17 protein-coding genes are annotated in these 18,488 nt (G+C 69.8%); 4 read left to right on the top strand and 13 right to left on the bottom strand.

Annotation, left to right across the window (positions count from 1 at the left end; translation table 11 throughout):
- The coding region (locus QM641_RS04380; RefSeq protein ID WP_415113833.1) for a cytochrome b at positions 1-1,249 on the top strand (1,249 nt) is incomplete at its 5' end.
- A 15-nt stretch (positions 1,250-1,264) separates the two neighbouring features.
- On the opposite strand, the gene QM641_RS04375 is transcribed toward QM641_RS04380, so the two are convergent.
- The 5 genes from QM641_RS04375 to erpA form a co-directional block, all read right to left on the bottom strand.
- On the bottom strand, positions 1,265-2,473 hold the full coding sequence (locus QM641_RS04375; protein WP_415113831.1) for an alanine racemase: 1,209 nt from the start codon (positions 2,471-2,473) through the stop codon (positions 1,265-1,267).
- Between the two features lie 16 nt (positions 2,474-2,489).
- Positions 2,490-2,909 carry a cytochrome c oxidase subunit 4 gene (locus QM641_RS04370; RefSeq protein ID WP_415113829.1) on the bottom strand — a complete coding sequence of 140 codons (420 nt, stop codon included), beginning with the start codon at positions 2,907-2,909 and terminating at the stop codon, positions 2,490-2,492.
- A gap of 1 nt (position 2,910) precedes the next feature.
- On the bottom strand, positions 2,911-4,647 hold the full coding sequence (ctaD, locus tag QM641_RS04365) for a cytochrome c oxidase subunit I (RefSeq protein ID WP_415113827.1): 1,737 nt from the start codon (positions 4,645-4,647) through the stop codon (positions 2,911-2,913).
- Complete coding sequence (gene coxB, locus QM641_RS04360; RefSeq protein WP_415113825.1) at positions 4,647-5,546, bottom strand: cytochrome c oxidase subunit II; 900 nt, start codon at positions 5,544-5,546, stop codon at positions 4,647-4,649. The genes ctaD and coxB overlap by 1 nt, the downstream gene beginning before the upstream one ends.
- Before the next feature lie 115 nt (positions 5,547-5,661).
- On the bottom strand, positions 5,662-6,024 hold the full coding sequence (erpA, locus tag QM641_RS04355) for an iron-sulfur cluster insertion protein ErpA (protein ID WP_415113823.1): 363 nt from the start codon (positions 6,022-6,024) through the stop codon (positions 5,662-5,664).
- Between the two features lie 194 nt (positions 6,025-6,218).
- On the opposite strand from erpA, the gene QM641_RS04350 reads away from it, so the two are divergent.
- Positions 6,219-7,061, top strand: coding sequence for a PfkB family carbohydrate kinase (locus QM641_RS04350; protein ID WP_415113821.1), 843 nt, complete (start codon positions 6,219-6,221; stop codon positions 7,059-7,061).
- A 104-nt stretch (positions 7,062-7,165) separates the two neighbouring features.
- On the opposite strand, the gene QM641_RS04345 is transcribed toward QM641_RS04350, so the two are convergent.
- Positions 7,166-7,756 (bottom strand): hypothetical protein, encoded by a 591-nt coding sequence (locus tag QM641_RS04345; RefSeq protein WP_415113819.1) that lies wholly within the window; start codon positions 7,754-7,756, stop codon positions 7,166-7,168.
- 281 nt (positions 7,757-8,037) lie between these two features.
- Between QM641_RS04345 and QM641_RS04340 the strand changes: the two genes are divergently transcribed.
- Positions 8,038-8,607 (top strand): HNH endonuclease signature motif containing protein, encoded by a 570-nt coding sequence (locus QM641_RS04340; RefSeq protein ID WP_415113817.1) that lies wholly within the window; start codon positions 8,038-8,040, stop codon positions 8,605-8,607.
- 34 nt (positions 8,608-8,641) lie between these two features.
- On the opposite strand, the gene QM641_RS04335 is transcribed toward QM641_RS04340, so the two are convergent.
- Positions 8,642-10,036: a M20/M25/M40 family metallo-hydrolase gene (locus tag QM641_RS04335; protein WP_415113815.1), complete on the bottom strand. Its 1,395-nt coding sequence runs from the start codon at positions 10,034-10,036 to the stop codon at positions 8,642-8,644.
- Between the two features lie 49 nt (positions 10,037-10,085).
- On the opposite strand from QM641_RS04335, the gene QM641_RS04330 reads away from it, so the two are divergent.
- Complete coding sequence (locus QM641_RS04330; RefSeq protein ID WP_415113813.1) at positions 10,086-10,652, top strand: DUF3043 domain-containing protein; 567 nt, start codon at positions 10,086-10,088, stop codon at positions 10,650-10,652.
- On the opposite strand, the gene QM641_RS04325 is transcribed toward QM641_RS04330, so the two are convergent.
- Genes QM641_RS04325 through dnaE form a run of 6 tightly spaced genes read right to left on the bottom strand, consistent with a single transcriptional unit; the run spans position 10,627 to position 18,352 of the window.
- On the bottom strand, positions 10,627-11,676 hold the full coding sequence (locus tag QM641_RS04325) for a quinone-dependent dihydroorotate dehydrogenase (RefSeq protein WP_415113811.1): 1,050 nt from the start codon (positions 11,674-11,676) through the stop codon (positions 10,627-10,629). The genes QM641_RS04330 and QM641_RS04325 overlap by 26 nt on opposite strands.
- Before the next feature lie 23 nt (positions 11,677-11,699).
- Positions 11,700-12,152, bottom strand: coding sequence for a transcriptional regulator NrdR (gene nrdR, locus QM641_RS04320; protein WP_415113809.1), 453 nt, complete (start codon positions 12,150-12,152; stop codon positions 11,700-11,702).
- A gap of 12 nt (positions 12,153-12,164) precedes the next feature.
- Complete coding sequence (gene hisD / locus QM641_RS04315) at positions 12,165-13,466, bottom strand: histidinol dehydrogenase (protein ID WP_415113807.1); 1,302 nt, start codon at positions 13,464-13,466, stop codon at positions 12,165-12,167.
- 25 nt (positions 13,467-13,491) lie between these two features.
- Positions 13,492-13,776: a putative quinol monooxygenase gene (locus QM641_RS04310; protein WP_415113805.1), complete on the bottom strand. Its 285-nt coding sequence runs from the start codon at positions 13,774-13,776 to the stop codon at positions 13,492-13,494.
- Between the two features lie 27 nt (positions 13,777-13,803).
- Positions 13,804-14,793, bottom strand: coding sequence for a hypothetical protein (locus tag QM641_RS04305; RefSeq protein ID WP_415113803.1), 990 nt, complete (start codon positions 14,791-14,793; stop codon positions 13,804-13,806).
- A 46-nt stretch (positions 14,794-14,839) separates the two neighbouring features.
- Positions 14,840-18,352: a DNA polymerase III subunit alpha gene (gene dnaE / locus QM641_RS04300; protein WP_415113801.1), complete on the bottom strand. Its 3,513-nt coding sequence runs from the start codon at positions 18,350-18,352 to the stop codon at positions 14,840-14,842.
- Between the last annotated feature and the right edge of the window lie 136 nt (positions 18,353-18,488).

The raw sequence follows: 18,488 nt of genomic DNA, 5'->3' as shown, positions 1-18,488 counted from the left end.
GATCGGCTTCATCCTGTTCATCCTCGCGATGGCCGAGGGCTTCACCGGCTACTCGTTGCCCGACGACCTGCTGTCGGGCAACGGCCTGCGCATCATCGACGGCATGATCAAGGGCATCCCGCTCATCGGTGTGTGGACCTCCTACCTGCTCTTCGGCGGCGAGTTCCCGGGCACGCAGATCGTGGGGCGTCTGTACACGCTGCACATCCTGCTGCTGCCGGCCATCCTGCTGGCACTGCTGGTCGTGCACCTGATGCTCATGATCGTGAACAAGCACACCCAGTTCGCCGGCCCTGCCCGCACGAACAGCAACGTCGTGGGCTACCCGATGATGCCGGTGTACATGTCGAAGATGGGCGGGTTCTTCTTCATCGTCTTCGGTGCGATCGTGATGATGGCCACCTGGGTGCAGATCAACCCCATCTGGAACTACGGCCCCTACGACCCCTCCCCCGTCTCGGCGGGCACACAGCCCGACTGGTACATCGGGTTCGCCGACGGCGCGCTGCGCCTCGCACCGTCGAACTGGGACATCCCGCTGGGGAACTACACGCTGTCGATGGGCATCATGACGCCCCTGCTGGCGCTCGTCGTCTTCATCGTGCTCGTCGCGATCTACCCCTTCATCGAAGCCTGGGTCACGGGCGACGAGCGCGAGCACCACATCGCCCAGCGCCCGCGCAACGCCCCGACCCGCACCGCGATCGGCGCCGCCGGCGTCGTGTTCTACGCGACTCTGTGGGCCGCGGCCTCGTCCGACATCCTGGCGACGCACTTCCATCTCACGATGGAGGGCGTCATCCGCTTCCTGCAGATCGAGCTTTTCCTCGGTCCCATCGCCGTGTACTTCATCGCGAAGCGCGTCTGCATCGCCCTGCAGAAGAAGGACCGCGAGATCGTGCTGCACGGCTACGAGTCGGGGCGCATCGTGCGCCTCCCCGGCGGTGAGTTCCAGGAAGTGCACAAGCCCGTGGGCGAGTACGAGCGCTGGCGCCTGGCCGACTACGAGACGTATCAGCCGCTGATCGTGCGCCCGGACGCCCACGGCAGGATCTCGGGCGGCCAGAAGCTTCGTGCCTGGTTCTCGCGCTGGTTCTTCGAGGACCGGCTCACTCCGATCACCGAGACCGAGTACCGCGAGGCGCTGGAGCACCAGCAGCACGTGCTGCACGATCACGGCGAGGGGCGCACCCCCTACTCCCTCCCCGAACACCACGAGTCCGACGAGGACGGCGCCGAGAAGCACTGATCGTCTCTTCTTCCCCTAGGGGAAGAGCAGGTCGAGCCTGCCGGTGATCTCCTGGCCGTCCACAAGCCATGCGGAGCGGTACCGGTCGAGCGTCGTGCACGGGTGCGAGATGCCGAGCCCGACGAGGTCGCCGACCCTGAGCTCCTCCGACCCGAGAACGAGGTGCTGGTCGTAGAGCCCGTCCGTCCGGCAGGAGGGCAGCGGCGAGGTCCGCCCGCTGCGGTGACGGTGCAACGCGACGGGAAGCCCCGCATCCGCGCCGAGATCCCGTCTCCCTGCCGCGACGACGGCGACGCCGCGCTCCGGCGCCGAGACGACGGGTGCCCAGACGGTGATGGCCGGCGCGAAGCGCGGCGCGCCGAAGGCCGAGCCGATCTCCCGCTGCGCCGCGGCGTACTTGCCGTGATCGTGGAACGCGTAGCAGCCGCTGCGCAGCACGAGCCTCCCGCCGGCGCTCCGCACGGCCGGCAGCAGCCGTTCCAGCACGGCAGGATACAGATCCGACCCGCCGAAGGTGACGAGAGGCTCCCCGGGGAGCAGGCGCGCATCCTGCAGCGCGTGCAGGAGGTGGATCGCCCGATCGAGATAGGCCGCCACGGCGGCGTCCCTGCCCTCGTCGGCCGAGAGCGACCACAGCACGCCCTCGTAGCCGGCCAGGCCCTCCAGCCGCAGGTGCGGTGCGGCCGCGACCGCGCGCGCCACCGCCAGCGCCGCCTCGGCGGTGCGCACGCCCGTGCGCCATCCGCTCGCCCCCACGTCGACGACCGCCCCGATCACGACCTCGCCCGATGCGCGCGCCGCGGCATCCGACAGGGCGCGCACGCCGTCGACGGAGTCGCAGAAGACGATGACGTCGAGAGCGGTGTCCGAGGCGAGTCGGGCGACGAGCGCATCGAGGTCGTCCCCCGCGACGATCTCGCTCGCGATGAGCAGCCGCCCGCCGCCCGCACCGGCCATCACCAGCGCCTGGGCGACGGTCGCCACGGTGCAGCGCTCGGCGCCCGCCCGTCGCTGCATCTCCCAGACCTGCGGGCTCATGTGCGTCTTCACGTGCGGGGCGAGCCCCACGCCGAGCCCCGCCAGGAAGGCCGCCATGGCGTCGATGTTGCCCTGCAGGGCACGGCGGTCGACAGTCAGGATCGGCGTGGTGAGTCCCGCATCGAGCACCGGCCGCCCGAGGGGCAGAGCGCCGTCGGGACGCTCGCCCTTGCGGACGGCCATCATCGCCGCCGGGTGCGCCTCAGCGGGCGAAGTTGCCGCGATAGTACTCGTACACCCAGCCGAAGAGCCCGACGACCAGCAGCCCCGCGGCGACCGGGATGAGGAAGTGCGCGGTCGCGAGTGCGATCACGGCGATCGCGACGGCGCTGGCGAGCACGAGCGGCCACCACGACCACGGGCTAAACTCACCGAACTCGGGGTCGGCGTCGTCGATCTCGGCGGTGAGAGTGTCCTCCGGCAGTTCGACGCCCTGCTGCGCCTGGTGGTTGCGGCGGATGAAGAAGGCGATGAGCCCCGCCATGAACGAGGTGAACAGCAGCGCGACGCTGCCGGTCCACTCGACGTAGCCGTCGGCGATCAGGTTCCACACCGTGTAGGTCACGGTGCAGGCGAAGAAGAACGCCGTGAGCACCCACCAGAGAACGATCTGAGACTTCATGTCAGCTCACCTTCGCTTCCGCCGGCTGGGCCTCCGCAGGAACCTCGGCCGCTTCGGGATGGTTCAGGTCGAAAGCGGGCCGCTCGCTGCGGATGCGCGGGATCGACGTGAAGTTGTGCCGCGGCGGCGGGCAGGTCGTCGCCCATTCGAGCGAGCCGCCGTAACCCCACGGATCGTCGACCGTCACGCGCGCGCCGGTACGGGCGGTGATCCACACGTTGAGGAAGAAGGGCAGCAGCGAGGCGCCGAGGATGACCGCGCCGACCGTGGACAGCTGGTTCTGCCATCCCCACACCGCCGCCTCGGCAACCGAGTAGTCGGCGTAGCGGCGCGGCATTCCGTCGACGCCCAGCCAGTGCTGGATGAGGAAGGTCATGTGGAAACCGATGAACAGCATCCAGAAGTGGACGTAGCCGAGACGCTCGTTCAGCATCTTGCCCGTCCACTTGGGCCACCAGAAGTAGAACCCGGCGAACATCGCGAACACCACGGTGCCGAACACCACGTAGTGGAAGTGCGCGACGACGAAGTACGAGTCGCTGAGGTTGAAGTCCAGCGCGGGCGAGGACAGGATGACGCCGGTCAGTCCGCCGAACACGAACGACACGAGGAACCCGAGCGCGAACACCATGGGGGTCTCGAAGGTGATCGAGCCCCGCCATATCGTCCCGATCCAGTTGAAGATCTTCACGCCCGTGGGCACGGCGATGAGCATCGTCATCAGTGCGAAGAACGGCAGCAGCACGGCGCCGGTGACGTACATGTGGTGCGCCCACACCGAGACCGAGAGCGCGGCGATCGCGATGGTCGCGTAGACGAGCGTCTTGTAGCCGAAGATCGGTTTGCGGCTGAACACCGGGAAGATCTCCGACACGATGCCGAAGAACGGCAGCGCGATGATGTAGACCTCCGGGTGGCCGAAGAACCAGAACAGGTGCTGCCAGAGGATGACGCCGCCGTTCTCCGGGTTGTAGATCTGCGCGTCGAACACGCGGTCGAGCCCGAGGCCGAACATCGCGGCCGCCAGCACGGGGAACGCCATCAGGATGAGCAGCGAGGTGATGAGCGTGTTCCACGTGAAGATCGGCATCCGGAACATCGTCATGCCCGGGGCGCGCATCGTGATGATGGTCGTGATGAAGTTGACGCCACCGAGGATGGTGCCGAAGCCGGACAGCGCGAGGCCGAAGACCCAGAGGTTCCCCCCGAGCCCCGGCGAGAACGTCGTGCTCGAGAGCGGGGCGTACGCGAACCATCCGAAGGACGCCGCCCCCTGCGGGGTGAGGAAGCCGCCGACGGCGATCATGCTCCCGAAGAAGTACAGCCAGAACGCGAAGGCGTTGAGGCGGGGGAACGCGACGTCGGGAGCGCCGATCTGGAGCGGCATGAGCACGTTCGCGAAGCCGGCGAAGAGCGGCGTCGCGAACATGAGCAGCATGATCGTGCCGTGCATCGTGAACAGCTGGTTGTACTGCTCCTTGGTCGGGATGACCTGCATCCCGGGCTCGAACAGCTCGACGCGGATGATCAGCGCCATGACGCCGCCGAGCAGGAAGAACAGCACCGACGCGATCAGGTACATGTAGCCGATCGTCTTGTGGTCGGTGGAGGTGATCCACTTGACGACGATGTTGCCCTTCTGCTCGACGCGTGACGCGCTCAGCAGCGCTGCCTGCCGCGGCGGCAGTGTCGTCGGCCGGGCGTGCGTCTCACCCTGGAGCGGAAGTGTCGTCGCCATCAGTGGCCTCCCTCGGACTCTGAGCTGCTGCCATTGCCGGGCAGGTTCTGCAGCCGGACGTATGCCTCGTTGATGTCGCCGGTCTGGCCCTGCTCGCGCAGCGAGTCGAGGTAGTCCTCGTACTCGGACTCGCTGACGACCTTCACGTTGAAGAGCATCATCGAGTGGTATTCACCGCACAGCTCAGCGCACTTGCCGGCGTACTCTCCCTCGCGGGTGGGCGTGAACGACCAGTAGTTGTCGCGGCCGATGTACAGGTCCTTCTTGTACAGGAAGTCGATGATCCAGAACGAGTGCGCGACATCGCGCGACTGCAGCTTGATCTTGACCTCTTTGTCGACCGGAAGGACGAGCGTGGGCAGCTCGCTGACGATGTCGCCCTTCTCGTCGGTCTGCGCCTGGACGCCCATCGTCCACACCGCGTCGGAGGTCTCCTCGCAGTCGTCGCCGTTGTACTGGAAGTCCCACGCCCACTGCTTGCCGATGGCGGTGATGCAGACGTCCGGGTCCTCGTACTGCGTCTCCAGGATGTTCTGATCGCGCGCGGTGAAAGCGAAGAAACCGACGATCAGGATGAGCGGGACGATCGTGTAGAAGATCTCGATCGGCATGTTGTAGCGCAGCTGAACCGGCAGGCCGGTCTGACCCCTGCGACGACGGTAGGCGATCGCAGCCCAGCCCAACAGGCCCCACGTGATCACGCCGACGCCGAGCAGCACGAGCCACGAGTTGACCCAGAGGCCCGAGACCATCGCGGTGTGGTTGGTGGCCTGGCTTCCGTCATCGAGGAATCCCGGCAGGTAGCCGTTCAACTCGGTCGGGGTGCATGCGGCCAGAGAGACAGCCGTGACGATCCCGAGCGGGATGACGGCCCAGCGGAGGCGGCGTTGGGAGCGCACGGTTCACCTTTCCGGGTCGCGACAAGATCTGCCGTCAGTCTAGGGCAATCCTCCCACCCGATTCAGGTCATCCCCCCAGGAAATTCTCACTGTCGTCGGAGACCCGTGCCCGCGGTCAGTGGAAACTGTCGCCGCAGGCGCAGCTGCCGGCGGCGTTCGGGTTGTCGATCGTGAACCCCTGCTCCGAGATCGTGTCCTTGAAGTCGATGGTCGCACCGTCGAGATAGGGCACCGACATGTCGTCGACGATGACCTCGACACCGTCGAAGTCGACCGTCTGGTCGCCGTCGAGGAGGCGCTCGTCGAAGTAGAGCTGGTAGATCAGGCCGCTGCATCCGCCCGGCTGCACCGCCACGCGCAGGCGCAGGTCGTCGCGGCCCTCCTGGTCGAGCAGGCTCCGCACCTTCGCGGCGGCAGCGGGAGTGAGCAGGACGCCGTGCGCGGATGTCTGCTCGGCGGCGAGGGCGGTGTCGGTCATGACTCTCCCGGGGTGTCGGGCCGTTATCAGACGGCGGGATGCCACGATTCTACGCCGTGCGAGCGCGAGGCGGCCGGAACGCCGACGTACGCCCGCCGTCGCGTGCACCGACGGGCAGCGAGCGATGAATCATGCATAACATGCATGATTCATATAGCCCCGCGCTGGTAGCGCGGGCCTGACCGAGGTATGACATGAGCCAGATCCCCGCCCTCACCGTCGCGGGCGCCATCAACATCGACCTCACCGCGCACACCGCGCGCGCTCCCGGACCCGGCGAGACCGTCGCCGACGGCATGCTCTCTCGCCACCCCGGCGGCAAGGGCGCCAATCAGGCGATCGCCGCCGCGCGCCTGGGCGCAGCCGTCCGCCTCATCGGCGCGGTCGGCGACGACGACGACGGGCGCGCGATGACCGCGAACCTCGCCGCGGCCGGCGTCGACGTCGGCGGGGTGCAGGTCACCGATCAGCCCACCGGCACGGCCCTCATCGTCGTCGACGACACCGGCGAGAACTCGATCGTGGTCTGCCCCGGGGCCAACAGTCGGATCGATGTCGAGCGGCTCCGCGTCGACCCGCACACCGCGGTGCTCGCTCAGCTGGAGATCCCGGTGGACGTCGTGGAGGCGGTCGTCGGCGCCACCGACGGGTTCGTCGCCGTCAACGCCTCGCCGGCGAGCAGGATGTCGCCGGCGCTGATCGCGCGCGGCGACCTGTTCATCGTCAACGAGCACGAGTTCGCGGCGCTCCCCGAGCTGCGCGATGCTCCGCTCACCGCCGTCACGCGCGGCGCGCGCGGCGCCGTGCTGCTGCGCCGGGGACGGACGATCGCCGAGGCGTCGGCCGTCGCGACGTCGATCGTCAGCACCGTCGGAGCCGGTGACGCGTTCGCGGCGGCGCTGACGATCGGACTGCTGCAGGGCGACGACGTGCAGGTCGCTCTGCAGCGCGCCTGCGCGGTCGGCGCCGCGGCCGTCGCGGATCCGCGTTCGCAGCCCGCCCTGTCTCGACTCGCCGACTACGCGGGTTCGCAGTGAACGTGGAGCCGCTGTCGATCGGTACCCTTCTGTGACCTCGGGGCCACGTGACAGAGCGTAGATTTTTGTTCGAATGTCGGAGGCCTCTGAGAGAATGAAGCATGTCATTCTTCACCGACCTGCAGGCACAGCTCGACGCGCTGCGTGCCCTGGTCGGCGATGACATCGAAGCCGTCGCCGTACCTGGCGCGGTCGCGCGGCTCGGTGACGACGAGGTCGTCGCCGTGATCGCGACGGCCTCCGCGCTCGCGCGCGGGTGCGAGTCGCTGCGGATCGCAGCATCCGGCGTCGCAGCCGCCCGCTCGACCCGCGAGGCGGGCCATAGCGGCCTCGCCCAGGTGCGCGGACACCGCTCCCCCGTCTCCCTGATCCAAGACCTCACGGGCTCCACACGCGCCGACGCGGCCAAGCACGTCCGGCTCGGAGAGTCGCTCGCCACCTCGCACGGCGACGACGAGAGCCGCCCGTGGCACGCACCGCTCAGCGACGCGCTGCTGGCCGGGTCGATCACGTCGGCTCAGCACGACGCGATCATCCGCGGGCTCGGTGAGCCGGCGCCGGACGACGCCGACGACCCGGCGTCCGTCGCGGAAGCCGCCCAGGTGTGGTCGCTCGCCGCGACCGAACTGATCGGGGAGGCGCCCGAGCGCACGGTGGAGGAGCTCGCGCGCACCGCACGGACGGTGCGCGACCACCTCGACCCCGAAGGCGCGCAACGCAGGTTCGACGAGCGGTTCGAGGGCAGGTCGTTCCGGATGTGGACCGATGCCGACGGCCGCAGGCGTGGCTCCATCAGCTTCGACGACGAGGCGTACGCGTGGCTCCAGTCAGCCATCGCCGCGGCGATGCGGCCCCGCCGCGGCGGCCCGCGCTTCGTCGACCCTCAGGAGAAGGCGGAGGCCGAGGAGCTCACGGCAGACCCCCGCCCGAACGACAGCTCACCTACGACCTCGTCATCGACATCCTCCGCGCCGGCATGCTCGCAGACGCCAAGACCGTCTTCGGCGCGAGACAGGCCGGGGTGCGCGTGCTCATCGCCGAATCCGCCCGTGCCGCACATGCGGCCGGAGCTCCTGCCGTCGGCGTCACCGAAGACGAACCGACCGCCCTGCCCGCGTGGCTCGTGGAGCAGCACGCCTGCGACACCGGGACGACGGAGCTCAGGATCGACCCGGACGGGAACCCGCTGTATCTGGGCCGGGAGGCACGCCTCTTCTCGCCGCGGCAGCGGATCGCGCTCGCGACCCGTGACGGCGGATGCCGGTTCAAAGGCTGCGACCGGCCCGCGTCGTACTGTGAGGCCCATCACATCGACCACCACGCCGAGGGTGGGAAACCCGATATCGACCGGGGCATTCTCCTCTGCCGCTTTCATCACATGGCGTTGCACCACGGAGGCTGGCGCATCACCCGCGACGGCCTCGGCGACTTCCTGCTGCATCCGCCCGACGGCAGCGCGGCGATCGTCCTGAAACCGAGACTCGCGTGCACGTACGCGTGGGCAGGCATCGATCCGCCGCCGAGACGATTCCGGTCCGTCGCGTGAGACCGCCGAGAATTGTGCCGAAGCTCCCCTGTGTTCAGACCGTGCGGGCGTCCAGGCTCTCCAGCAGCAGCGCCTCCGACACGAGAGCGTGCCGGAAGGTGTCCAGGTGCAGCGACTCGTTCGGGCTGTGCGCCATCGAATGCGGGTCCTCGACCCCGGTCACCAGGATCTGCGCGCCGGGGAACTCGCGGAGGAGATCGGCGATGAACGGGATCGAACCGCCGACCCCGATGTCCACCGGCGCGACGCCGTAGCCTGCCTCCAGCGCCGACCGGGCGCTCGCCACCGCCCACCCGTCGGCGTCCACGAGGAACGCATCGCCGCAGTCGACGTCGGAGAACTCCAGCTGCGCCCCGAACGGGGCGTGCGCGCGCAGGTGCGCCTCCACAGCGGCATAGGCCTCGCTCGCGGGCTGACCCGGTGCCACACGCACGCTCACGACGACCCGGACCTCGGGCGTGAGCGTGTTCGAGGCGTTCACGACGCTCGGCGCGTCGATGCCGGTCACCGTGATCGACGGCTTGTTCCAGATGCGGCTGAGGATCGTCCCCCGGCCGATCGGTCGTACGCCCTCCGGCAGCCCGGCCTCGTCGCGCAGCGTCTCCTCGGCGTAGTCCGGCGTGACGGCATCCCGCTCGGCGAGACCGTGCACGGCGACCGCCCCGTCGTCGTCCCACAGCGTCGCCAGAAGCCGCACCGTCGCCATCATCGCGTCGGGCACCGCGCCGCCGAACATGCCGGAGTGCGAGGCGTGGTCGAGCGTGCGCACCGTCATCGTGAACCGGGCGTTGCCGCGCAGCGACACCGTGAGGGCGGGCGTCGCGGCATCCCAGTTGCCCGAGTCCGCCACCACGATGACGTCCGCCCGGAGCGCATCGGCATTCTCGCTCAGGAAAGCGGCGAACGAGCGCGAACCGGCCTCCTCCTCGCCCTCGATGAACAGGTTCACCCCGAGGTCGAAATCGTGCCCGAGCACCTCGGTGAGCGCCCGCAGCGCCCCGACATGGGCCATGATGCCCGCCTTGTCGTCGGCCGCGCCGCGCCCGTACAGGCGCCCGCCACGCACCGTCGGCTCGAACGGCGGCGATTGCCACCGCGACTCGTCGCCCACCGGCTGCACGTCGTGGTGGGCGTACAGGAGGATCGTCGGCCTGCCGCGGCGGGCGGCGCGCGTGGCCAGCACCGCCGGCATCCCCCGCTCCCCCGTCCCGGGGACGACGGCGCTGCGCACCTCCACCCGGTCGAAGATCCCGAGCCCGTCCAGGAGCGACTTCACCGCGGCGGCGCTGCGCTCGACCGGCGCCCGGTCGAAACCCGCGAACGCGACCGAGGGGATGCGCACGAGCGCACCGAGATCGGCGAGCGCGGCGGGAACGGCGGCAAGCGCCGCCTCACGGACGGCGTCGGAACGGGACAGGTCGGAGGTCATGCGGGTAATCTTATGAGGCACCCCTCCCACCGAACCCGAGGACGATTCCGTGGCCAAGACGCCTTCCGCCTCCGCGCCTGACGCACCCGAGGCGCCCGCAGGACCCGGAAAGAACCGCCCGACGCCGTCGCGCGCCGAGCGCGAGGCCGCCCGCAAGCGCCCGCTCGTGGCCGACACGAAGGAGGCGCGCGCGCGCGCAAAGGCAGAGCTGGCCGCCAAGCGCGAACGGGCCCGTCAGGGGATGGCCGCCGGCGAGGAGCGCTATCTTCCGGCGCGCGACCGGGGTCCGCAGCGCCGCTTCGCGCGCGATTTCACGGATGCCGGGCTGCACCTCGGCGAGGCGATGATGCCCGCGATGGTCGTCGTGATCCTCCTGAGCCTCATCCCCATCACCGCGGTCTCCTACTGGGGCTTCGTCGCGCTCTGGGTCTACATCCTGTTCGTGGTCGGCGACATGGTCATCCTGAGCATCCGCGTGAAGCGGGCGGCCGCAGCCAAGTTCGGCAAGGAACGGATGGAGAAGGGCCTCGGCTGGTACGCGAGCATGCGCACGATCCAGATGCGCTTCATGCGGCTGCCCAAGCCCCAGGTCAAGCTCTTCCAGTACCCGTCCTGAGCGCGGACCGCGCGAGGGCGCGATTGATGCTGCGCGCCCAAAACGGGCCGCGGTAGAGGAACGCGGTGTACCCCTGCACGAGGTCCGCACCGGCGTCCAGCCGCTCCCGCACGTCGGCGGCGCTGTCGACGCCGCCGACCGAGACGACGCAGAACTCCGGCGGCACGACGGCGCGCACCAGGCGCAGCACCTCGAGCGAACGCGCCCGCAGCGGAGCCCCGGACAGGCCCCCGGCGCCGAGGGCCTCGACCGTCGCGGCATCCGTGACCAGCCCCGCGCGCGAGATCGTCGTGTTCGTCGCGATGAGGCCGGCCAGCCCCACATCCACGGCGAGGCGCGCGATGGCCTCCACCTCGTCGTCGGGGAGGTCGGGGGCGATCTTCACGAGCAGCGGTGTGGATGCCGCGGCCTCATGCACGGCGGCCAGCAGGGGCCTGAGCGTCTCCACGGCCTGCAGTCCGCGCAGGCCGGGAGTGTTCGGCGATGAGACGTTGACGACCAGGTAGTCTGCCACCGGCGCCACCAGTGCCGCGCTGGCGACATAGTCGGCCGTCGCCTGCTCGACGTCGACGACGCGGCTCTTGCCGATGTTCACGCCCAGCACGGGACGCGACCGACGTCGCCGCAGGGCGCGCAGCCGATCCGCGGCGGCTGCGGCGCCGTGGTTGTTGAAGCCCATGCGGTTCACGACCGCGCGGTCGGCGACGAGCCGGAACAGTCTCGGCCGGGGATTGCCCTCCTGCGGGATCGCGGTCACGGTTCCCACCTCGACGTGTCCGAACCCGAGCGCCCACAGTCCCGCGGCGCCCTGGGCGTCTTTGTCGAAGCCGGCGGCCACGCCGAACGGCGACGCGAAGCTCAGGCCCAGCGCCTCGGTGCGCAGCCGCGGCGAAGGCGCGGTGAGCCGGCGCACGAGCGGGCTCAGCGGTCGCGTGCCCAGCAGCCGGATGACCCGCATCGCGAAGTGATGCGCCGACTCCGGGTCCAGACGGGAGAGGACATGCCGGAACAGGAGCGCATACATCCCTCTCAGCGTATCGGCGCGCGTCACCGGTCGTGGTCGGAGCGCAGCTGCGCGATCGCGGCGTCGAAGTCCTCGAGCGAGTCGAACGCGCGATAGACGCTCGCGAACCGCAGGTAGGCGACCTCGTCGAGCTCGCGCAGCGGGCCGAGGATCGCCAGGCCGATCTCGTTCGTGTCCACCTGTGCCGCGCCGGTCTGGCGCACCGACTCCTCGACCGCCTGGGCGATGACGGCGAGGTCGCCCTCGGTGACCGGCCGGCCCTGGCATGCCTTGCGCACCCCGGACATGACCTTCTCACGGCTGAACGGCTCGATCACGCCCGACCGCTTGATGACGTTGAGGCTCGCCGTCTCGATCGTGGAGAACCGGCCGCCGCACTCGGGGCACTGTCGACGACGACGGATGCTGAGGCCGTCGTCGCTCGTGCGCGAGTCGATGACGCGGGAGTCGGGGTGACGGCAGAACGGGCAGTGCATGGCGGGGCCAGACTACCCCTCGAACCGCGCCGTCACGGCCTCGCCGTGCGCGGGGAGGGCCTCCGCCTCGGCGAGCGCGACGATCTCGTCGCGCACCGCGGCGAGCGCATCGCGGTCGTAGGAGATGACCTGCTGCGGGCGCAGGAACGTGGATGCCGACAACCCCGACGCGTAACGGGCCTGACCGCCGGTAGGGAGCACGTGGTTGCTGCCGGCGAGATAGTCGCCGAGGCTCACCGGCGAGCTCGCGCCGACGAAGACCGCGCCCGCGTTGACGAAGTCGTCCACGCGCGGGTCGTCGACGTGGAGCTCCAGGTGCTCGGGGGCGTAGGCGTTGCTGAACGCGGTCGCGGCGGCCAGGTCGTCCACCAGCACGACGGCGGACTGCGGACCGGTCAGCGCGGCACGGATGCGCTCGGCGTGACGGGTGCGCGCAGCGCGGGCGGCGACCTCGACGGCGACCGCCTCGGCGAGGGCGACAGACGGAGTGACCAGCACCGCGGCAGCCTGCTCGTCGTGCTCGGCCTGGCTGATCAGATCGGTGGCGACGAGGACCGGGTCGGCCGCGTCGTCGGCGACGACGAGGATCTCGGTGGCCCCCGCCTCCGAGTCGGTGCCGACCAGTCCGACCACGGCCCGCTTGGCGAGCGCGACGAAGTTGTTTCCGGGTCCGGACACCACGTCGACGGCGGCGAGCCCGAGGGACTCGACGCCGTGCGCGTAGGCGCCGATCGCACCGGCGCCGCCCATCGCGTAGACCTCGTCCACTCCCAGCAGCCGCGCGGCCGCGAGGATCACCGGGTGGACGCGCCCGCCGTGCTCCCGCTGCGGCGGAGAGGCGAGGGCGACCCGCTCGACGCCGGCGACCTGGGCCGGAACGACGTTCATGACCACGCTGGAGGGGTAGACGGCCTTGCCGCCGGGCACGTAGACGCCGGCACGGCGCACCGGACGCCAACGCTGCTCGACGCGCGCGCCGGGGGCGAGCTCGGTCACGCGAGGCGGCGGGATCTGGGCGGCCGAGGCGAGCCGGACGCGCCGGATCGCCTCTTCGAGCGCGGTGCGCACGACCGGGTCGAGCCGTGCCAGCGCCTCGTCGAGGTGCGCGGCCGGCACGCGGATGTCGTGCCCGGAGACGCCGTCGAAGCGCGCGGCCTGTTCGCGCAGCGCGTCCTCGCCGCGATCGCGGACGTCGGCGACGATCGCGGCCGCGGCCGCGTAGGCCTCCTCGCGTGCCGCCGAGGCGCGTGGCACGGCTGCGGCCAGCTCGGAGGAGGTGAGGGCGCGACCACGAAGATCGATCGTGCGAAGCATCCCTTCAGGATACCGTCGCGTCATCTCACGCAGTGAGGAACCGCAGCGTGGAGCCCCCGTCGGTCAGGTCGGCGAGCGCACCGTTGAGCACGCCGTTCTCGGGGTCGGCCAGGTGCGCGGCGAATGCCGTCTCGTCCCGGTACCGCTCGATCACGACGACGTGGTGCGGCAGGTCGCGATCGAGATAGACCTCGAAGCGCTCGGTGCCGTCCATCGCGAGGCAGTGGGCGGCGTAGGCGTCGAGCAGCTCGCGCACCCGAGCGACGGTGTGCTCGCGCGCGGGGATCGTCGCGATGAGGTCTACGGCCATGGGAGTCGTCCTTTCCGTCCCGGGCACTCAGCCGCGGGTCACACCCGACACGTCGTGGAGGTAGCCGACGCGTCCGTCCTCGTGGCGCACGACGAAGCTCGTGCCGCGGTCCTCGATCACGAGCGCCCAGGCGGTCGGGCCGATCCGGAACAGCGGCGCACCCGTCTCGTCGACGACGTCGCGCTCGACCGGGACGAGCGCCCAGAACGCCTGCACCGGCGACGGCGCGGGGGCGGCATCCGCCTCCGGCGCGGCGTCGGCGCTCTGCGCTGGGGCGGTCACGACGGGCGACGCCTCCGTTCGCGCCGCCGGAGGCCGCGACGACACCGGACGCGGTCGGCGGGCGCTGCGGTGGGCGACCGACTCCGGCCGGTGCTGGAAGTCCTCGCCGAGCACCGGGAGCGCCGGGGCGACGACGGTGAGGACGACGCCGCCGAGCATGAGCACGACCTCGGCCCACACGACCCACGTGGCGAAGAAGAGGCCGGAGTCGGCGAGCGAGACGAACGAGCTCCAGAGCATGCCGAGCCACGCCACGACAGCGACCGAGAAGGCCACCGAGGCGAACTGGTCCACGCCCAGCGACCCGACCCGGCGGATTCCCTCCGGCGACATGCGGCGCAGGGCCAGGAGGAACACCGCGACCGTCGGCACGCCGATCGTGAGCACCCAGTCGATGCCGTTGCCCCACACCGCAGGGCCCTGTCCGATGCCGCCGTAGACGGGGAGGAACGACACCGCGAACGCGAGCAGCCACACGCCCGCGAGCGCCACCTCACGGATCGAGAACGGCCCGATGCCGTACTGGGGCGGGATGCCGTCGACGGCATCCGCGGACTCCGTCGAGATCGCCGGCTCGTCCTCGGCCGGCTCGTGCTCGGCCGGCGGGGCAGCATCCGTCGGCGTGGTGCCGGCATCCGCCGGTTCCGTGCCGTCCTCGCTGGCGACGTCGACGCCGGGCTCGACCGTCGCGCTCTCTGACCGCTCCTCGGGGGTGATGTCGTCCTCGGTGCTCACGATGTCCTTTCCTCCGGCCGCGAAGCCGACTGCGATCCTAACCCGTCTAGCCGAGGCACTGGGGCCCCAGCAGCCCCTTGAGCTCGCCGTAGAGGTCGGCGGTCACGCTCACCGGCAGCGGCACCTCGAACACCTTGGCCGACGAGCCCTTGTGCAGCTTCAGCGTGACCTCGGTGTCGCCCCGATGACGGTTCAGGACCCGGGCGAGCTCGCCGATCGTCGACTCGGTGGCGCGATGGTCGGGCACGACGAGCACGAGGGGTCCCGACGCGTCCACGGCCCCGAGGTCGGGGACGAAGACGGTGTTCGCGTGCAGGTTCAGCCCGTCGTCGCGCCGCGACACCCGGCCGCGGATCACAAGGATCGCGTCCGGCTGGAGCAGCGACTGGAACTCGGTGTAGCTCTTGCCGAGGAACATGACGGTGACCTCGCCGTCGAAGTCCTCCACGGTGATCGAGCCGTACGGGTTGCCGCTGGCCTTGGCCACCCGGTGCTGCACGCTCGTGACGAGCCCGGCGACGGTCACCTGGTCGCCGTCCTGGACGTCGTCGGATGCCAGCAGGTCGTGGATCGAGGTGGAGGCGTGCTTCGCGAGCGCGATCTCCAGCCCCGCGAGAGGGTGATCGGACACGTAGAGACCGAGCATCTCGCGCTCGAAGGCCAGCTTGTCCTTCTTCGAGAACTCCGGGCGCTCGGGCACCTTCACGATCTGCTGCGGCTCGTCCCACAGGCTGTCGAAGTCGAAGCCGACCTCGCCGTTGGCCTCGCGGCGCTTGTCGAGCACGGCCTGCTCGGCGGCGTCCTCGTGGATCTCCATGAGCGCGCGGCGCGTCGAGCCGAGGGAGTCGAACGCGCCGGCCTTGATGAGCGACTCGATGGTGCGCTTGTTCGCCACGTGCACCGGAACCTTCGCGAGGAAGTCGTGGAACGACGTGAACGGCTCCGGCTCGCGCGCCGCGACGATCGCGTCGACGACGTTCGCGCCGACGTTGCGGACCGCGCCGAGCCCGAAGCGGATGTCCTCGCCCACGGCCGCGAAGAACCGGATCGACTCCCCCACGTCCGGCGGCAGCACCTTGATGCCCATGCGCCGGCACTCGTTGAGGTAGACCGCGAGCTTGTCCTTCGCGTCGCCGACGCTCGTCAGCAGCGCCGCCATGTACTCGGCCGGGTAGTGCGCCTTCAGGTACGCGGTCCAGTAGGAGATGAGCCCGTACGCCGCAGTGTGTGCCTTGTTGAACGCGTAGTCGGCGAACGACTCGAGCACCTTCCACAGGGCGTTCTGCGCGTCGGTGGAGTATCCGTTCGCCGTCATCCCCGCGAAGAAGTCGGCCTGCTGCTTGTCGAGCTCGGACTTCTTCTTCTTGCCCATCGCGCGCCGCAGGATGTCGGCCTGACCGAGCGAGAAGCCCGCGAGCTTCTGGGCGGCCTCCATCACCTGCTCCTGGTAGACGATGAGACCGTACGTGCCGCCGAGGATGTCGCGAAGGGGCTCTTCCAGCTCGGGGTGGATCGGGGTGATCGCCTGCTGGCCGTTCTTGCGGAGCGCATAGTTCGTGTGCGAGTCGACGCCCATGGGTCCCGGGCGGTACAGCGCCAGCACGGCCGAGATGTCCTCGAAGCCGTCCGGGCGCATCAGGCGCAGCAGCGACCGCATCGGGCCGCCGTCGAGCTGGAACACCCCGAGCGTGTCGCCGCGGGCGAGCAGCTCGTACGAGGCCGGGTCGTCGAGGCTCAGCTCCTCCAGCACGAGCTTCTCGCCGCGGTTGGCCTCGATATTGTCGAGCGCGTCGTCGATGATCGTGAGGTTGCGCAGCCCCAGGAAGTCCATCTTGATGAGCCCGAGCGCCTCGCACGCCGGATAGTCGAACTGCGTGACGATCTGACCGTCCTGCTCGCGGCGCATGATCGGGATGATGTCGATCAGCGGCTCCGACGACATGATGACGCCGGCGGCGTGCACGCCCCACTGGCGCTTCAGGTTCTCCAACCCCACCGCGGTGTCGAAGACGGTCTTGGCCTCGGCATCCGTCTCGATGAGCGTGCGGAACTCGCTCGCCTCCTTGTACCGCGAGTGCTCCGGGTCGAACATGCCGGTCAGCGGCATGTCCTTGCCCATCACCGCGGGCGGCATGGCCTTGGTGAGCCTCTCCCCCATGCTGAACGGGAAGCCGAGCACGCGCCCGGCGTCCTTGAGCGCCTGCTTCGCCTTGATCGTGCCGTACGTGACGATCTGGGCGACGCGCTCGTCGCCGTACTTCTCGGTGACGTACTGAATGACCTCGCCCCGGCGCCGGTCGTCGAAGTCGACGTCGAAGTCGGGCATGGACACCCGGTCGGGGTTGAGGAAGCGCTCGAAGATGAGACCGTGCTGAAGGGGGTCGAGGTCGGTGATCCTCATCGCGTAGGCGGCCATGGATCCGGCTCCCGACCCGCGTCCGGGTCCCACCCGGATGCCGTGGTCCTTGGCCCAGTTGATGAAGTCGGCGACGACCAGGAAGTAGCCCGGGAAGCCCATCTGCACGATGACGCCGGTCTCGTACTCGGCCTGCGCGCGTACCGCGTCGGGGATGCCGTGCGGGTAGCGCTCGTGGAGCCCGCGCTCGACCTCTTTGACGAACCAGGACTGCTCGGTCTCGCCGGCGGGCACGGGGTAGCGCGGCATGTAGTTGGCGCTCGTGTCGAACTCGACCCGGCAGCGCTCGGCGATCAGCAGCGTGGTGTCGCACGCCTCGGGGTGGTCGCGGAAGATCTGCCGCATCTCGGCGGGAGACTTGATGTAGTAGCCGTCGCCGTCGAACTTGAACCGCTTCGGGTCGTCGAGCGTCGAGCCGGACTGCACGCACAGCAGGGCCGCGTGGCTGGCCGCATCGTGCTGGTGCGTGTAGTGCGAGTCGTTGGTGGCGACCAGGGGGATGTCGAGGTCCCGGGCGATGGCCAGGAGGTCCGCCATGACCCGGCGCTCGATGCCGAGCCCGTGGTCCATGATCTCGGCGAAGTAGTTGTCCTTGCCGAAGATGTCCTGGAACTCGGCGGCCGCCGCGCGCGCCGCGTCGTACTGGCCCAGGCGCAGCCGGGTCTGAACCTCCCCGGACGGGCAGCCGGTCGTGGCGATGAGGCCGTTCGCGTAGCGCTGCAGCAGCTCGCGGTCCATGCGTGGCTTGAAGTAGTAGCCCTCCATGCTCGCCAGCGAGCTCAGCCGGAAGAGGTTGTGCATTCCGGCCGTCGACTCGCTCAGCAGCGTCATGTGCGTGTAGGCGCCCGAGCCCGAGACGTCGTCGTCGCTCTGCTCCGGGGTGCCCCAGCGCACGCGCGCCTTGTCGGAGCGGTGCGTGCCCGGGGTGACGTATGCCTCGATGCCGATGATCGGCGTGATCCCGGCATCCTTCGCGGTCTTGTAGAACTCGTACGCGGCGAACGTGTTGCCGTGATCGGTCACCGCGATCGCGGGCATGCCCAGGCGCACCGCCTCCTGGACCATCGGCCCGATGCGCGCCGCCCCGTCGAGCATCGAGTACTCGCTGTGCACGTGCAGGTGAACGAAGGAGTCGGATGCCACGGGTCGAGTCTACGAAGCGGCATCGACACCGCGATCCGCCGCGGCGGCCCTTCGCGCAGCCGTGTACCGAGATCACCTCACCTTCAGGTGGAAGGTGAGGTTTCGCTGCCGGCCCGACATGAGGAGAGTTCCTTCC

This window comes from Microbacterium sp. (genome assembly GCF_047605725.1).
Lineage (GTDB): Bacteria > Actinomycetota > Actinomycetes > Actinomycetales > Microbacteriaceae > Microbacterium.
This window is presented reverse-complemented; position numbering and strand designations above follow the sequence as displayed.

Bases quoted from the DNA above. Each gene is read 5' to 3' on its own strand.
- erpA (WP_415113823.1), bottom strand. From the start codon at position 6,024: ATGACCGACACCGCCCTCGCCGCCGAGCAGACATCCGCGCACGGCGTC.
- QM641_RS04310 (WP_415113805.1), bottom strand. From the start codon at position 13,776: ATGGCCGTAGACCTCATCGCGACGATCCCCGCGCGCGAGCACACCGTC.
- nrdR (WP_415113809.1), bottom strand. From the start codon at position 12,152: ATGCACTGCCCGTTCTGCCGTCACCCCGACTCCCGCGTCATCGACTCG.
- QM641_RS04335 (WP_415113815.1), bottom strand. From the start codon at position 10,036: ATGACCTCCGACCTGTCCCGTTCCGACGCCGTCCGTGAGGCGGCGCTT.
- hisD (WP_415113807.1), bottom strand. From the start codon at position 13,466: ATGCTTCGCACGATCGATCTTCGTGGTCGCGCCCTCACCTCCTCCGAG.
- QM641_RS04325 (WP_415113811.1), bottom strand. From the start codon at position 11,676: ATGTATGCGCTCCTGTTCCGGCATGTCCTCTCCCGTCTGGACCCGGAG.
- QM641_RS04375 (WP_415113831.1), bottom strand. From the start codon at position 2,473: ATGATGGCCGTCCGCAAGGGCGAGCGTCCCGACGGCGCTCTGCCCCTC.
- QM641_RS04350 (WP_415113821.1), top strand. From the start codon at position 6,219: ATGAGCCAGATCCCCGCCCTCACCGTCGCGGGCGCCATCAACATCGAC.
- ctaD (WP_415113827.1), bottom strand. From the start codon at position 4,647: ATGGCGACGACACTTCCGCTCCAGGGTGAGACGCACGCCCGGCCGACG.
- QM641_RS04370 (WP_415113829.1), bottom strand. From the start codon at position 2,909: ATGAAGTCTCAGATCGTTCTCTGGTGGGTGCTCACGGCGTTCTTCTTC.
- QM641_RS04340 (WP_415113817.1), top strand. From the start codon at position 8,038: ATGCTCGCAGACGCCAAGACCGTCTTCGGCGCGAGACAGGCCGGGGTG.